Origin of the sequence: Mesorhizobium sp. M7A.F.Ca.US.008.03.1.1 (assembly GCF_003997495.1) — a bacterium.
In the GTDB taxonomy this organism is placed as follows: domain Bacteria; phylum Pseudomonadota; class Alphaproteobacteria; order Rhizobiales; family Rhizobiaceae; genus Mesorhizobium.
In genome coordinates, this window is record NZ_RZRU01000023.1 from 61,498 (window position 1) to 76,892 (window position 15,395).

At 62.7% G+C, this 15,395-nt stretch carries 14 protein-coding genes; 4 read left to right on the plus strand and 10 right to left on the minus strand.

Annotated elements, in window-relative coordinates; translation table 11 throughout:
* Positions 1-12 precede the first annotated feature (12 nt).
* Entirely contained in the window at positions 13-1,140 is a 1,128-nt protein-coding gene (locus EOA16_RS26115) for an endonuclease/exonuclease/phosphatase family protein (RefSeq protein ID WP_127260771.1), read from the minus strand.
* 189 nt (positions 1,141-1,329) lie between these two features.
* Here EOA16_RS26115 and EOA16_RS26120 point away from each other — a divergent pair, with 189 nt between their 5' ends.
* Complete coding sequence (locus tag EOA16_RS26120; protein ID WP_127260772.1) at positions 1,330-1,893, plus strand: BA14K family protein; 564 nt, start codon at positions 1,330-1,332, stop codon at positions 1,891-1,893.
* A 106-nt stretch (positions 1,894-1,999) separates the two neighbouring features.
* Here the strand turns inward: EOA16_RS26120 and ilvC are convergent, their stop codons facing one another.
* The 3 genes from ilvC to EOA16_RS26135 form a co-directional block, all read right to left on the minus strand.
* Positions 2,000-3,019 carry a ketol-acid reductoisomerase gene (gene ilvC / locus EOA16_RS26125; protein WP_013531065.1) on the minus strand — a complete coding sequence of 340 codons (1,020 nt, stop codon included), beginning with the start codon at positions 3,017-3,019 and terminating at the stop codon, positions 2,000-2,002.
* A gap of 27 nt (positions 3,020-3,046) precedes the next feature.
* Positions 3,047-3,700: a TetR/AcrR family transcriptional regulator gene (locus EOA16_RS26130; RefSeq protein WP_127260773.1), complete on the minus strand. Its 654-nt coding sequence runs from the start codon at positions 3,698-3,700 to the stop codon at positions 3,047-3,049.
* A 148-nt stretch (positions 3,701-3,848) separates the two neighbouring features.
* Positions 3,849-4,307 carry a MarR family transcriptional regulator gene (locus tag EOA16_RS26135; protein WP_127260774.1) on the minus strand — a complete coding sequence of 153 codons (459 nt, stop codon included), beginning with the start codon at positions 4,305-4,307 and terminating at the stop codon, positions 3,849-3,851.
* Positions 4,308-4,407: 100 nt separating this feature from the next.
* On the opposite strand from EOA16_RS26135, the gene EOA16_RS26140 reads away from it, so the two are divergent.
* Positions 4,408-5,154 carry a glutathione S-transferase family protein gene (locus EOA16_RS26140; protein WP_127260775.1) on the plus strand — a complete coding sequence of 249 codons (747 nt, stop codon included), beginning with the start codon at positions 4,408-4,410 and terminating at the stop codon, positions 5,152-5,154.
* 19 nt (positions 5,155-5,173) lie between these two features.
* Here EOA16_RS26140 and EOA16_RS26145 read toward each other — a convergent pair whose 3' ends face one another.
* The 3 genes from EOA16_RS26145 to EOA16_RS26155 form a co-directional block, all read right to left on the minus strand.
* Entirely contained in the window at positions 5,174-7,984 is a 2,811-nt protein-coding gene (locus tag EOA16_RS26145) for a CHAT domain-containing tetratricopeptide repeat protein (RefSeq protein WP_164754395.1), read from the minus strand.
* Positions 7,985-8,020: 36 nt separating this feature from the next.
* Complete coding sequence (locus EOA16_RS26150) at positions 8,021-9,223, minus strand: NAD(P)/FAD-dependent oxidoreductase (protein WP_245456030.1); 1,203 nt, start codon at positions 9,221-9,223, stop codon at positions 8,021-8,023.
* A 155-nt stretch (positions 9,224-9,378) separates the two neighbouring features.
* Positions 9,379-9,789: a helix-turn-helix domain-containing protein gene (locus EOA16_RS26155; RefSeq protein WP_127260777.1), complete on the minus strand. Its 411-nt coding sequence runs from the start codon at positions 9,787-9,789 to the stop codon at positions 9,379-9,381.
* Positions 9,790-9,924: 135 nt separating this feature from the next.
* On the opposite strand from EOA16_RS26155, the gene EOA16_RS26160 reads away from it, so the two are divergent.
* Positions 9,925-10,818: an SDR family oxidoreductase gene (locus EOA16_RS26160; RefSeq protein ID WP_127260778.1), complete on the plus strand. Its 894-nt coding sequence runs from the start codon at positions 9,925-9,927 to the stop codon at positions 10,816-10,818.
* A gap of 61 nt (positions 10,819-10,879) precedes the next feature.
* Here EOA16_RS26160 and EOA16_RS26165 read toward each other — a convergent pair whose 3' ends face one another.
* Complete coding sequence (locus EOA16_RS26165) at positions 10,880-12,799, minus strand: potassium transporter Kup (protein ID WP_127260779.1); 1,920 nt, start codon at positions 12,797-12,799, stop codon at positions 10,880-10,882.
* 103 nt (positions 12,800-12,902) lie between these two features.
* A complete protein-coding gene (locus EOA16_RS26170; RefSeq protein WP_127260780.1) occupies positions 12,903-13,643 on the minus strand; it encodes a pyridoxine 5'-phosphate synthase in 741 nt (246 codons plus the stop codon).
* Between the two features lie 134 nt (positions 13,644-13,777).
* On the opposite strand from EOA16_RS26170, the gene EOA16_RS26175 reads away from it, so the two are divergent.
* Positions 13,778-14,200 (plus strand): STAS/SEC14 domain-containing protein, encoded by a 423-nt coding sequence (locus tag EOA16_RS26175; protein WP_127260781.1) that lies wholly within the window; start codon positions 13,778-13,780, stop codon positions 14,198-14,200.
* Here the strand turns inward: EOA16_RS26175 and EOA16_RS26180 are convergent.
* The gene (locus EOA16_RS26180; RefSeq protein ID WP_127260782.1) at positions 14,193-15,320 is read right to left on the minus strand and encodes an ATP-dependent RecD-like DNA helicase; all 1,128 of its coding nucleotides are present in this window, start codon (positions 15,318-15,320) and stop codon (positions 14,193-14,195) included. The two genes, EOA16_RS26175 and EOA16_RS26180, sit on opposite strands and share 8 nt — an antisense overlap.
* Positions 15,321-15,395: the final 75 nt, after the last annotated feature.

The window sequence follows — 15,395 nt, forward strand, 5'->3', positions numbered from 1 at the left end:
CTCTAACGCAGCTCAAGCCATATCCAGGGTGATGGCCACCGGACAATGGTCCGATGCCTTCGGCCGGTCCCAGCCGGCGCGCGGAAAGCGCTCCACTTCCTGCCCCGGCGGAAAGATGGTGCGCCAGGGCTGGCCGTTGCGGATGATGTCGGGAACGGCCGTCGCGTTGCTGGCGGCGAGCCCCTTCGACAGCAGGATGTAGTCGAGCTGGCACAGATGCCGCTCTTCCGGTCCGCGCGTGTGGTAAAAACTCCAGCGGTTCATCTCCGGCCGCCGCTCGACGACGTTCTCGCAGAAGCCGCCTGCTGTCAGCACGTTGATACAGGACAGGGCTTCGTCGACCACCTCGAAGCGATAGCCGTCGATCGCGTCGCCGGCGACCTTCACGCGCTGGCGGTAATCATTCATGTCGCCGCAGATCGCCCAGCGTTTGTCGGCGGCCCCACTTTTGTCAGCGGTGTCCCCACCGAAGCGCTCCTCGATGATGCGGCGCACGGCCTGCGCCTCTGCGATGCGCACCGGCATCGTCGCCTCGCGCCCGTCGAGCCCGTTGCGCGGCGAGCCCATCGACTTGAAATGCACGAGATAGAGCGTCAGCGGCACGCCGCCCACGGTGACGTCGATCTCCAGGCAGTCGCGCCGGAAAATGCGCTCATTGGCCTGATTGCCCAGTGCCTCGAGTTCCGGCGTGTGCAGTCCGAACTGCTCGTAAGTGACGTAGGCGTGGCTGGTCATGCGCACGAATTCGATCGGCTGGCCCTGCGCGGTCTCATTGCGCATCATCACGGCCACGTCGATGCCGCGCGAATCATTGCCAGATGTGGTGTATTTCTGCCGGTAGCCCTGCCCCACCATCTTGAACAGATAGCCGTATTCGAAGGCTTTCAGCGCCTCGATGTTGTCGACCTCCTGCATGCAGATGATGTCGGCCCGGGTGGCAGCGATTGCCAGCGCCGTCAGTTGGCGCGTGTCGTCGGACTGGGCGATGGCGCGGGCCTGCTCCAGAATCCTGTATTCCGCCTCGCTCTGGATATCGAACAGCGCCAGCGTTCGATCCTCGTTGAGCTGGTTGCGATAGCCGGAAAAATCGAACCTGTTCATCAGGTTCTCGACATTGAAGGTGGCAAGGCGCAGCGACATGCCATGACCTTTGCCCGCAAGTGCTTCGGAAAACAAGCTCGCAGGACCGCCAGCTGAGATCGATTGGTCCTGGGCGCCTTCGCGTCATGGTTGACGGAACCTTTCCGTTCATCCGCCGTTCAGATGCAAACATCCATTGTTGCCCCATTCCTCGGGTGGGCGTGGGGCCTGTAACTCTTGGAGAGTGCAATGAATTCGCTCTTTTCTTCCACGGTCAAATCGGGCCTGTTAGCACTCGGTATCCTCTCCGGCGTCACGGCACCGTCCGCCGCCGGGCCGATCATGCAGCCGGTCATGGCTATCCCCACCAGCACGGCGGCGCCGAATGTCACGCCGGTCCGCGATAGCTGGGCGGGCGGCAACAACCGTCAGTTCAACAACGACAATTGGAGATGGCGCCGGTCGGGCAATTGGGACGGCGGCCGTCGACACTGGCACGGCGGCGGCGGTAACTGGAATGGTGGAGACAACTGGCGTTGGCGCCATCATCGCCATCACTATCGCGGCGGCCGTTATTACGATGACGGCGCGAGTGCCGCGATTCTCGGCCTTGGTCTGGGGCTTGGCCTCGGCAGCATGTACAACAACTACGACTACTATGACCGGCCGGCGCCGCGCCGCTACTACCGCGCGGGACGGCTTTCGAGCGCCCATGTCCAATGGTGCTACAACCGCTACCGGTCGTACCGGGCCTACGACAACACCTTCCAGCCCTACAACGGCCCGCGCCAGCAATGCTACTCACCCTATTGATGAGCTGGCCTGTAGCTGAACTGACCGACAAAATGAAAAAACGGCGCCACGTGGCGCCGTTTTTTGTTCATGGAAGCCGCTGTTTTCGAGCGCTTGTGGATTTCGCTCAGTTCTTCGCCTTGTCGACCAGCTTGTTCTTGGAAATCCACGGCATCATCGCGCGCAGCTTGGCGCCGACTTCCTCGATCTGGTGGCTGTCATTGTTGCGGCGGATGCCTTTGAAGCGCGACATGCCGGCGCGATATTCCTGCATCCACTCCGAAGTGAACTTGCCGGTCTGGATGTCCTTCAGCACGCGCTTCATCTCGGCCTTGGTCTCGGCGGTGATGATGCGCGGACCCGATACGTATTCGCCCCATTCGGCGGTGTTCGAGATCGAGTAGTTCATGTTGGCGATGCCGCCTTCATAGATCAGGTCGACGATCAGCTTGACCTCGTGCAGGCACTCGAAATAGGCCATCTCAGGCGCGTAGCCGGCTTCCACCAGCGTCTCGAAGCCAGCACGGATCAGTTCGACCAGACCGCCGCACAGCACGACCTGCTCGCCGAACAGGTCGGTCTCGCATTCCTCGCGGAAATTGGTCTCGATGATGCCCGAACGACCGCCGCCGACGCCACAGGCGTAGGACAGCGCCAGGTCGAGCGCATTGCCCGAGGCATCCTGGTTGACGGCGACGAGGCACGGCACGCCGCCGCCCTTCTGGTATTCGCCGCGCACCGTGTGGCCTGGCCCCTTCGGGGCGATCATGACGACGTCGACCGTCGACTTCGGCTCGATCAGGCCGAAATGCACGTTGAGGCCATGCGCGAAGGCGATAGCGGCACCATCGCGGATGTTCGGCGCGATCTCGTTTTTGTAGATGTCGGCCTGCAGTTCGTCCGGCGTTGCCATCATCATCAGGTCGGCCCATTTGGCGGCGTCCGCCACGCTCATCACCTTGAGCCCGTCGGCCTCGACCTTCTTGGCGGTCGCCGAGCCGGCCTTGAGGCCGATAGCGATCTCCTTGGCGCCGGAATCCTTGAGGTTGAGCGCATGCGCCCTGCCTTGGCTGCCGTAGCCGATGATGGCGACCTTCTTGCCCTTGATCAGATTGAGATCGGCATCACGATCGTAATAGACGCGCATTTTTGTCTTCCTTCCCGTTTTTACAAATCAGAGGCCCTGCGGCCCGGTTTTTGCTCCATGAAGAGCGAGAAACTGTTGCGTCGCCCGCGCGGCATCGCCGCCGATCGCCGCCTCAGTCAATTCCAGCCGGTCGCCGAGCAGCAGACGGATCTGCACATCGCGGGCGACAAGCCCGAAAAAGGTGCGGAACGCCGTCTCGGCGTCCGCGAAATCCAAAAGCCCGGTCCGTCGGCCGGCCTCAAGCACCGGCTTCAGCCGTTTGGCCAATGCGAAGCGGCCGTTCTCCAGCACCACGGCACCGAGATTGTCCTTGCCGGAACCGGCATGACTGATCGCCACCCGATTGAGCGCGATCGATGTGTCGCTCGAAATCACCTTGAGCCAATCCGAGGCAAAGCGCTCAAGGCTTGCGGTCAGCGAGGCAAGATCGAGCCCCTTGCCGTCGACCGGCGCCACCCGCACTTTCGAAGCCTGCCACTGCACAGTCGCCGTCAGCAACCCGTCGCGGTCGCCGAACCATTTGTAGAGCGTTTCCTTGGAGCAGCTCGCGCGGCGCGCCACGGCGGTCATGGTCAATTGATCGCCCTCCTCGACCAGCAGCCGCAACGCCGCGTCGAGCACGGCCTTCTGCCGCTCCGTCAGCGCTTCGCTGGTGTCGATCTCGGGCACGCTGTGCAACACGCTCTTCTCTCGAAAGGTCAGGCCACGGTCATTCCGATATGCCGTACCGTACGTTACGGTTCGGCATATTGCGCATTCCAAGGCCACACGCAAGAGGAGGAGAGCAAAATATCTGTAAAGTGGATGGGCGTTGGCGCGACAAGCCCCGCTAGTCGCTGGCTGGCGGATGGCGCAACCGTCCGAGCAATGCCGAGACCATGGTCAACTCATCCGCCGACAGTTTGGCGCCAACCAGTTCGGCGATCGAGCGCCCGTAGACAGCCCACATCTGGCGGCGTGTCTCTCGCCCTTGGGCCGCGATGCGGATGGTTTGGCCACGGCCGTCATCGGCCACCGGCAGTTTCTCGACGAGTCCATCGGCCTCGAGCCGGGCCAGCAGGCGCGAAATGTTGTATTGCGCAAACAGGGTGCGCTCGATGAGCTGGAACGGCCGCAGCCCGTCCTCGCCCGCCTCGGCGAGCTCATGCAGCACATCGTACCAGGCAAGCGGTGGCAGACCGGCGGTCTTCAACGCCTCTTCGGCGCTCTCCATCAGCTGGCGCGATACGCGCATCAGGCGAGCCCAGGCCTTGATGGCTTCGGGCGAAGGCGTGGCTTTCTCGGTCATGGCGCACCCTTAGACGATAGATGCAATTGCATCAAGCTTGACGATTAATGCATGCGCGTCTAGATAGATGCAATTGCATTAACCTTGGAAAGCCGATCCGATGAAACACGAAATCTGCAAACGCGCCGACAAGCTCATTCTTGTCAGCCATCACCTCTGCCCCTATGTGCAGCGCGCCGCGATTTCGCTGGCCGAAAAGGGCGTGCCGTTCGAGCGCGTCGATATCGACCTCGCAAACAAGCCGGACTGGTTCAAGGCGATCTCGCCGCTCGGCAAGGTGCCGCTGCTGCGCGTGCAGCACGACAGCGCGGAAACGGTCATCTTCGAGTCGGCGGTGATCCTCGAATTTCTCGAGGAAACGCAGGCCAATCCGCTGCACCCCGCCGACCCTTATGACCGCGCCCGGCATCGCGCCTGGATCGAGTTCGGTTCGGCAACCCTCAACGCCATAGGCCGGTTCTATTCGGCCTCGACCGAGGCCGGCTTCCTGGGCGAATCCAGCGCGCTGTCCGCCATGTTCGATCGTCTCGAAGCCGAGCTGGCGGACGAGCCTGGCGGACCCTGGTTCGCCAGCAAGCACTTTTCGCTGGTCGACGCCGTTTACGGTCCGGTCTTCCGCTATCTCAATGCCTTCGACCGGATCGGTGATTTCGGCATCCTTGACGGCAAACCGCTCGTCCGCGCCTGGCGCAAAGCCTTGAGTGAACGCCCGTCGATCAAGCACGCCGTTGCGCCGGACTACCCGCAGCGCCTGCATGCCTTCCTGCAAGCCAAGGGATCGTACCTGTCGCGTCTCATTGGCCGAAGCGATCCGGTCAAACCGGTTGTACAAGCCCTATCCGCCTGAACGGATTCGCTCGCAGCCGTCAGTTCTCGAACATGACGAAGGCAGCCCAGACCCGCGGGTCCTGCGCGCCAGATATCTTGCCGTCACGGGCATCGCGACGGGCCTGGCGCAGCGCTTCCGGATAGGTCTGCCCGGCGGCCAGATGGTCGTAGAAGCTGACCATGAAGGCGGCGGTTCCCGCGTCGTCCACCGGCCATAGCGTCAGCAGCGAGCGCTTCGCACCGGCAATGTTGATCGCTGTCGGCAGGCCGCGCAAACCGCCGACGAATGTCTCCTGGCCACGGGCCGTCTCGCAAGCGGACAGGACAATCAGGTCAAGGCCTGACAGATCCCAGGTCATCAGCTCCATGCCGTAGAGCCGGCCGTCATCATCGTCGCGCTTCATCGATTGCCGGTTTCCCGACCGCGACAGCACCACCTCGCTCTGCCACAGCGCGTTGACGGCGCCAACGCCGCTCTCTTTCTCGTCGCGATAGGCGCCGTGGGTAGCCAGATGCGCAACAGTCGCCTGCTCCATGTCCTTGCGCAGCGCGCGTTCGCCGGCCGCCGTTCCGGTAAGCATCTCGACCGAGTATCGATCGCCGCGCAGGATCGATGCGATCGCGTCGACCTCCTTGCGGGTGCCCGGCAGCGGCTCGGCGCCCTTTTCCGGACCGCGCGCATAATCCAGGCCGCCGGCCAGCAAGGCCTTGCCGGTCTTGGGAAAACTCTGATCGACGCCAGCGTTCAACAACGATTCCGGCCGCGTCAGCATGCGCACGAGAAAGCGGTCATCAAGCGACGCGCCCTTGCTGTCCTGCAGCAAGGGAAACGGCACCGAAAACAGTTTGCCGTCCGGCACCACGAAAAGCGTGTCGGCGCCACGAAGCGACGTCTCCAGAGGTGCGATGAGACCGGCATAGAGTCCGGTGAACGTGGCGTTCAGATCGACCAAAGTCACAGCGCCGCGCTCCTGCGCGGAACGGGTCGATCTGAGGTTTGCCATGCGGGTTGCCTGCGCGGCCGGGATGATCCGGCGCGGGTCGCCGAGGTCATAGAGCCGCGGCTGCTGATCCTTGCGCGTGACGATCGCATAAAGGCGCTCGTCTTCCAGCGGATCGGCGCTCTCACGGTCCGCCCGCCACTTGCGGGTGATGAAATAATCAACGAGCGCCTCGTTGGGCTTCAGCAGCGTGCCGGCCGCCGGCAGCGGCTTGTCCATCGCGATCTTGTCGAAGCCGTATCGCGCGGCCAGCTTGGCGTTGAGCGTATCATCCATCGCCTGAAGCTCTTCCATCTGCACCGCGCCCTTGTCGTCGGAACCGTCGCCACTGGAAGCAACCTCCTGATAGGCGAAAGACAGCCGCATTGCGTTCTGGATCAGGTGCCGCGTCTCCGCATCGTTCGGATCGATCATGCGCAAGAGCTTGCGGAGCGTATCCCGCTTGCCATTTTCGAGCGTCGGCCAGCGGCGCACGGCATCGGCGAACGCCGGCACAGCCGATGCATTGTTCTGCGCCAGCCGCGCGTAGTCGTAGAGCATGTCGTCGGCCAGCGCACGGCTGGCCTCGGCGACTATGCGATTGCCTGATGTACTCACCTGCATTGAATTCCACTGCAGCATATCGTTGTCGAGAGCGGCGAAATCGACGGCAGCCGCGGCAGGGTCCGCCTTCGCCTTGAGATTGGCCATCGCCTGCCGCGCGGCAAAGGTCAGCGGATGCGCCAGGCCGAACTTTGTCCCGGCGATACGGTAGGCCCGGTCGAGTTGGCTCATGCTGTTTTCGGTGTCGCCCACGGCTGCGAAATGGGCGGCGAGCAGATTGGCGATCTTGATTGCCAGGATCTCTGGATAGCTTTGGTCGACGGTCAGCGATTGCAGATGCGCGAGCGTCGGCTCGTCGAGCGGTTGCGCACCTGAAATCGCCCTGGTGTAGAGCAGCCATGCGTCGGCCTGCTCGACCAGATTGCCCTCCTGCTTGAGAATGACCGCGATGTCCCGGTCCTGCTGGAAATAACGAAGGGCCTCATCGTATTTTCCGAGGTCGAGATAGTCCTGTGCCGTGTTGTTGGCGCTGACCAGAACGTTGAAATGGTTGGCACCGTAATAACCAGTGCGCTTGTCGAGCACATTCAGGTCGTACTGCAAGGCGCGTGTCGGCGCGCCCATCTGGCGCAGCATGTCGGCCAGATTGTTCTGCAGTTTCCAGGTAAAACGATCATTCGCGCCAAGCACCCGCTCGGCGATCTCCAGATTGCGCTGCTCGACATTGATCGCGGAAGCGACGTGGCCGACCGCGGAGAGGCCCGTCGCCAGCACATCATTGGCAAACATCAGCTCTTGCGAGTCCCCACCATGATAGTGATTGTAGAGATTGGTTGCCATGGTGGTCATTTCAATGAAGCCCCGATAGTCATTTTCGGCCTGCTTCAGCATCGCGTAGTTGAGATAGAAATCGGCACGCTTCGCGACATCCTGCTGCATCGCCCTGGTCTTCAGACCTTCGCCAAATATCTCCTCGGCATTGTCGAGAATCTGGTTGTCGAGGAACGTCGCACCAGCGTTCGAATAACTCTCGACCGTAAACTCATAGAGGTCGCTTCTGGCGGCAGCGAGCAGGGCTGCCCGCAATTGCGCATAGCCATCGTCGAAGCGTCCGACCTCCATCATCAGCTTGTAGGCCGCATCGATCCGGGCCTTCAGCGCCGTTTCACTGTCTTTTGGAGCCTGCTGACTGGCCTGGCCTGTTTCTTGTCCGTGCGCCATCGGCAAGGGCAGCGCGACGACCGACGTGGCCAGAACAGACGCAACGACCTGCATCAGGCCTAGCGATTTTCGGACTATGGACATGACAGCGTTCATGCGGATCGGTCTGATGCGAAAACTCTAGGATGCGGTCGTATCATGACCCGGATTTTGTCCGAAATCCCACCGCGCTTCCGTCAACCCTATCCGCTTGAACGGATCGATCACAGTGCCGGCCACCATCGAGGCGAGGAATTGCGGCGCCGGCGGGATTTTTGCCACCGTCGCCACCAGCCTGTCACGGAGGAAGGGCAGCGCCAGCGAATCCGACTGGTAGAACGGCGTGAATGCCAGCGACAGCGCCTGGAAGATGCGGACATGCCAGCGCCGCGCCCTCGCATAGGCTTCCAGTGCTGCCTCGACGTTTGGCGTCCGCGCCAGCGCATGGCTGAGCGCTGCGGCGTCGAGCAGCGCCATGTTGGCCCCTTGCCCCAGCTGCGGGCTGGTCGAGTGCGCCGCGTCGCCGATGATGGCCAGCCGCCGCCCAACCGGCCGCTTCATCGTGTGGTGGCCATAGCGCGCCAACGAGAGCTGGTCGAAACTGTCGATCTGGCTGGTATACGCCTCGCTCTGCGGCCATAGCCGGACCACCCTCTCCTTCCAGGCGTCCAGACCCCGGACGCGCACCTCATCGGCATCCGACGGCTTCAGGCTCCAGAAGAAGGCCGCCATCTTTTCAGCACCCGGCTGTGGCCGGCCGATCGGCAGCACGCCGATCATCACGCTCGCCCTGTCATAGCGTTGCAGCAGCGCATGCTCATCGAACCCGTCGCCGCGCCAGCCAAGCGAGGCCCAGAACGCGCCATAGGTGAGTGCTCTTGGCTCGCCTGGAGCGCTTGCGCGGCGCAGTTTCGAGCGCGAACCTCTGGCGTCGATGACGAGGTCGAACGGCCCTACCCTTCGTCCGTTGCCGCATATCAGCGTCGCCCGTTCGCCAGTCTCCAAGGCCTCGATCTCAACATCGATTTCGATGGCGATCGCTTCGCGCTGCGTCGCGCGGAAGAGCACGCCGAACAAGGCCGCGCGGTGCACCGCCAGCCCGAAGCGGCCACCGCGTTGCGCATCGTAGCGGACATCGAGCACGGTACGGCCGCTCGTGGCATCGGCGCCATGCAGGCGGTCGATGCGGGCGCCCAGCGCCAGTATGTCGTCAAGCAAGCCGAGATCGGCCAGGACCGTCAGCCCCGTCGGCTGCAGGATCAGCCCGGACCCGACCGGCTTCGGCTCATCGAAGCGCTCGAAGACCGTGACCTGATGCCCGGCGCGCTTGAGATAGAGCGCCATGGCCAGCCCCGCCGGCCCGGCGCCTGCTATTGCGATGTCGTAGGAAATGCCAATGCCCCCAAAGCCGAATTGGCCGGACAATCCTTCAGCAGCCCGACGAAATCAAGCCGCATCCTGGGACTTAGCGGTCGTTCAAGCCTGGCCTTAGCGGGTGTTCAAGCTTGGGACGCATCAAAGTCGGCGCGCGCTGCGCGCACCGCATCATGGTTGAGTTCGGCCCACAGGATCAATTGATGAAAGGCGCCGAACATAGAGCGCCCGAGATCGGTCAGGCTGTATTCGACGCTCGGTGGCTTGGTCGGGAACACCTCACGATGCACATAGCCATCGCGCTGAAGATCGTACAGCGTCTGGGTCAGCATGCGCTGCGAAATGTCGGGCACAAGACGCCGCAACTCGCCGAATCGATAGGGTTTTTCAGCCAGCGCCATCATCAGCAGCGATCTCCATTTGCCGCTCACCCCCTGGATGACCTCGCGAACCGGACAATTGGCAATATTGCCGCCGCCGGAGATGGCCTTGTAGACCTCCAACTTCGCTTTCAGATTGATGACCTTGCCGTCCATCGCTGGTTCCCTGCGTGTGCCTACCTCCCGAAAAACTGCCTTCTTTACGGCACCAGGTCAATCCCTATTCTAGTGCTGGTCTCTTTTTGAGACCATCACTAGAACCGCCCTAGCGGCGCAACGTCAGGATCTTCCATGACCGAAACCCTTCTCGTTACAGGCGCCTCCGGCCAGCTCGGCCGCGGCGTCATCAACTATCTCTTGGACACGCACAAAGTTCCACCGGCAAACATCATCGCGACCACACGCAATCCAGAAAGCGTGGCCGATCTGGCGCTGCGCGGCGTCGTTGTCAGGGCCGCCGACTTCAACGACGCGGCTTCGCTGGAAACCGCATTCGAGGGCGCCGACAAGGTGCTGATCATTTCGACCGGGGATCTCGATCTCAAAAGCGGCAGGCGCCTGAAGCAGCACGAAAATGCCGTCGCTGCGGCCAAAAACGCCGGCATTTCGCATCTGCTCTACACCTCGATGCCCAATCCGGAGCCAGTGTCGCCGGTCCTGTTTGCCGATGATCACTACAGCACCGAGCAGGCCATTAAGGCGAGCGGCATTCCCTACACGATCTTCCGCAACGGCTGGTACCAGGAGAACCTGTTCCTGGGGCTGCCACACGCCATCGCCTCGGGGCACTGGTATACGTCCGCCGGCGACGGCCGCGTTGCGCCTGGTGCGCGCGACGACATGGCAGCAGCGATCGCCGCCGGCCTCGCTGCCGTTTCGAACGAAAGCAAGACCTACACCTTGACCGGCCCGCAGGCCTACACCACGGCCGAGATTGCCGCCCTGGTAAGCGAGGTCACCGGCAAGCCGCTCGATGTCGTCCAGGTTTCGGATGAAGCCTTGACCGAAGGCGTGAAGGCATCAGGCGTTCCCGAGGATTTCGCTGAGGTGGTCGTGTCCTTCGACGCCAACACGCGCGCCGGCCGCATCGCCATGGTGACGGACGCGATCGAGACGCTTTCCGGCAGGACGCCAAAGACGTTGAAGCAGTTCCTCGAAGCCAACAAGGCCGCGCTGGCCGGCTGAAGCGGAGTGACATGGACTGTGCCGTGAGGCACAGTCCATTCGCCGATCCGCAAGAACATGCCTAGATCGCCACCTGCGTGCCGATCTCCACCACGCGGCCGGTCGGGATCTGAAAGTACTCCGTCGCATCGGCGGCCGTGCGCGCCAGGCCGATGAACAGCCGGTCCTGCCACACCGGCATGCCGGAATTGGGCGAGGCCTTGAGCGAACGCCGCGACAGGAAGAACGAGGTCGTCATAATGTCGAATTTCCAGCCCTGCTTGCGGCAGATCGCCAGTGCGCGCGGGATGTTGGGCTGCTCCATGTAGCCGAAGGTCAGCGTTACCCGCATGAACAGCTCGTTGACCGTCTCCATCTTGACCCGGTCGCTGTCGGGCACCACCGGCTGCGGCGCGGTCACCACCGAAAGGATGACGTTCTGCTCATGCAGCACCTTGTAGTGCTTCAGGCTGTGCATCAGTGCGGTTGGCGCGCTTAGCGGATCGCTGGTGAGGAACACGGCGGTGCCGGACACCAGTTGCGGCTTCTTCTTCAACAGATTGCCGGCGAGGAAATCGAGCGGGATCTCGTTGCGGCGGGTCTTGTCGAACAGATAGCGGCTGCCGCGCACCCAGGTCCACATGGCCAGCACGATGGTGAAGGCAACGGCCAGCGATGCCCAGCCGCCCTCGAACACCTTGACGATGTTGGAGGCAAAGAAGCCGACGTCGATGAAGCCGAACAGCGCCGTCAGCGAGACTGCCAGCCACAGCTTCCATTTCCAGATCCGCGTCATCACCACGAACAACAGCACGGTGGTCACCAGCATGTTGCCGGTCACCGAGATGCCGTAGGCCGACGCCAGCCTGCTGGACTCACCGAAGCCGACGACCAGCATCATCACCACCAGCGCCAGCAGGAGATTGACGCGCGGCATGTAGATCTGGCCGGACTGCTTCTCCGACGTGTGCAGGATTTCCAGGCGCGGCAGCATGTTGAGCTGCACCGCCTGCCTGGTCAGCGAGAAGGCGCCCGATATCACCGCCTGGCTGGCGATGACCGTCGCGGCCGTTGCCAGCACGACCATCGGGATCAGCGTCCAGCCTTCATTCATTTCAAAGAACGGATGGCCGACTACGCCGTTCTTGGCCAGCACGAAAGCGCCCTGCCCGGCATAGTTCAGCAGCAGGCACGGGAACACGACCCACAGCCAGGCGAGCACGATCGGCTTGCGGCCGAAATGGCCGAGATCGGCATAGAGCGCTTCCGCACCAGTCACGGCGAGAAAGATGGCGCCGATGGTCACGAAAGCGACGTCGGGCGAATTTATCAGGAAGGCGACGATGTAGTGCGGGCTCACCGCCCACAGGATTTCCGGATCCGCGATGATGTGGTTGAGCCCGGAAAGGCCAATGGCCAGGAACCACACCGCCGTCACCGGGCCGAACACCAATCCTACCCCGCCCGTGCCGAAGCGCTGCACCGCAAATACCATGGCAAGAATGACCAGTGTCAGCGGCACGACATAGGGCTGGAAGGTCGGCGTGACGACATTCATGCCCTCAACCGCCGACAGCACCGATATCGCCGGTGTGATGACGGCGTCACCGAAGAAAAGTGATGCCCCGACGATGCCGATGCCGAGCATCAGCGCCGAGCGCTTGGGGAAACTGCCGCGCGCCAGCGCCATCAGCGACAGCACGCCGCCCTCGCCGCGGTTGTTCGCCCGCAGCACGAACATGATGTATTTGATAGTGACGATGATCGTCAGCGACCAGATGATCAACGACAAAACGCCGAGAATATCGCCACGCTGGGCGACTTGTCCGCCCGACGACGCCACCAGCGCCTCGCGAAAGGCGTAGATCGGGCTGGTGCCGATATCCCCATAGACGACACCGAGCGCGCCCAGCATCAGAACCTTGGTGCTGTGCTGTTCGACTTCCGAATGGCTCGATTGTTCGACGGGTTCTGCCTCACTACCAGTATTGGTAAGGGCCATGGACGACACTCCGATAAGCGCGCGGTGCTCTACGCTTGCTGCAATGCAATATCAAGTGCCGTCGCGTAATGGCAGCCATGCCTGCCACGCGAGGCTGCCATCGCTACCACCCGCAGGCCTTGAGGAACCGACCCACCGTGCCGGCCATGCCATACTCCAACGCGTCGGCTGTCAACCCATGTCCGATCGACACTTCGGCCAATGCCGGAATGCGCCTGGCAAGGGCCGGCAGATTGCCGACCACCAGATCGTGCCCGGCATTGACCTGAAGGCCGGCGGCAAGCGCGGCGTCGGCGGTTTTTCCCAGTCTTTCCAGCTCCTTGGCGGCTTTGGCGGAATCTGTGTGATAGCTGCCATATGGACCGGTATAGAGCTCGATGCGGTCGGCGCCGACATCGCGTGCGGCCGCCACCCAATCGGGGTCCGGATCGGAAAACAGCGACACGCGAAAGCCCCCCTTTTTCAGACGCTTGACGATCGGTGTGAGGAACGCGGCCTGGGTGGCAAAGTTCCAGCCATGGTCCGATGTCGCCTGGGCCGGATCGTCCGGCACCAAAGTCACCTGTTCGGGCTGATGCTTTTCCACAAGCAACAGGAAATCCTCGGTCGGATAACCCTCGATGTTGAATTCCGCGCGCGGAAACTCGTCATCGATCAGCGACCGGATCTCAGGCAGATCGGAGTGTCTTGTGTGCCTTTCGTCGGGGCGTGGATGCACCGTCAGCCCATGCGCCCCGGCTGACAGCGCAATGCGGCCGAGGCCGGTGACGCTGGGCCACGGCAGGTCGCGCCGGTTGCGCAGCATGGCGATGGCATTGAGGTTGACGGAGAGCTTTGCAGGCATGCGAGCGGCCTCGGAAATCATTCGACGCGCCCACCTATAATGCCTTTGACGGGAACAGTAATGCCTTTGGTGGGAACAGACTGGGGGTTTCGGGTGTTCCAACCCTGACGAACGAGCCGGGAAAGGAAGCGCCGATGAATTTTCTCGATGAGGTGCCGGCAATCCGCCGTCTCGAGACCAGCCGCGACGACCTTTTCGCCATCGATGTCGTCGGGCACGTTTCCGCGGCCGACGGTGAAAATCTTTTCGGGCTGCTGGAGGCAGCCTATGCCCTGCATCCGCGCGTCGATGTGCTGGTGCGCCTCGTCGACCACGATGGCGTCGACTGGGCCGACATAGCGGACGAGACCCTGAAGCAGGGCGCCATCCATGCCTTGGAACATGTCGGCCGTTGCGCAACCATCGGCGAACCGGACTGGATAGCGGACGCACAACGCTTTCTGCCGTCCTCACCGCCCATCGAAATCAGGCATTTCAAGGCGGAGGACGAGGCTGCCGCCTGGCAGTGGCTTGCCGCACAGCCTATCGGGGCAACAGCATCCGGCGCCCCTACCTGACGATCGTCAGCCGCTCGGCCGCCCGCGTGATGGCGGTGTAGAGCCATCGCTGGCGGGTCTCCTTGAAGGCCCAGCTTTCATCGAACAGCACGATCTCGTTCCACTGCGAGCCCTGCGCCTTGTGCACGGTCAGCGCGTAGCCATAGTCGAAATCGTCGAAGCGCTTCTTCTGCTGCCAGGGGATGTCGGCATCGGGATCCTCGAACGCCGCCTTGAGCAGCTTGATCTTGGCGACGCCGCGATCCGGATCGTCCTCTTCCGGCGACACCAGAAGGTTGATGCCGGGCTTCACCGTCTCGCGCGACGAGGTCATCACCTTCCACAGCGAGCCGTTGAGCAGGCCCTTTGCCGGATCGTTGCGCAGGCAGACCAGCTTGTCGCCGGCCTGCGGATAATCGGCGTTGAAGCCCTTGAGCTCGCGCAGCCGCTGATTGTAGCGGCGCCGCGTGCGGTTGGTGCCGACCAGCACCTGGTCCGCCTTGAGCACCAGCTCCTGGGTAACGTCTTCCTTGCCGATGACTTGCGCCGTGCCATAGTCGCCCCGCATGAACTCGCGGCCCTCGCGCACATCGAGAGCCAGCCGCAGGATCGGGTTGTCGCGCGCCTGCCGGTGGATTTCGGTGAGCAGGAAGTCGGGCTCATGGTCGGTGAAGAAGCCGCCACCCGAGATCGGCGGCAACTGGCCTGGGTCGCCGAGCACCAGGATCGGCGTGCCGAAACTCATCAGGTCGCGGCCGAGCTGCTCGTCGACCATCGAACATTCGTCGATGACGACCAGCTTGGCCCGCGAGATCGGGCTCTGACGGTTGAGCGAGAAGGTCGGCGACATCGAGGTCTTGCCGGTGACCTCGTCCGATACCGATTCCTCGCCCTTCGGCCGATAGATCAGCGAATGGATGGTCCGCGCATTGACCGCTCCCTTGGAGCGCAGAACTTGCGCCGCCTTGCCGGTGAAAGCGGCGAACTGCACCTGGCCGTCGACATGTTCGGCGAAATAGCGCGCCAGCGTCGTCTTGCCGGTGCCGGCATAGCCGAACAGCCGAAAAAGCTGCGGCTGGCCGGTCTTCAGCCAGCGGGCGACGGCTTGCAACGCCTCGTCCTGTTGGGGAGAGAATTCCATCAGCGCGAGAGACCGGATTCGCAAGGGAAAGACAAGACAGCTGCCACCACCATCGATGCGTCGGGACGCTTCAGC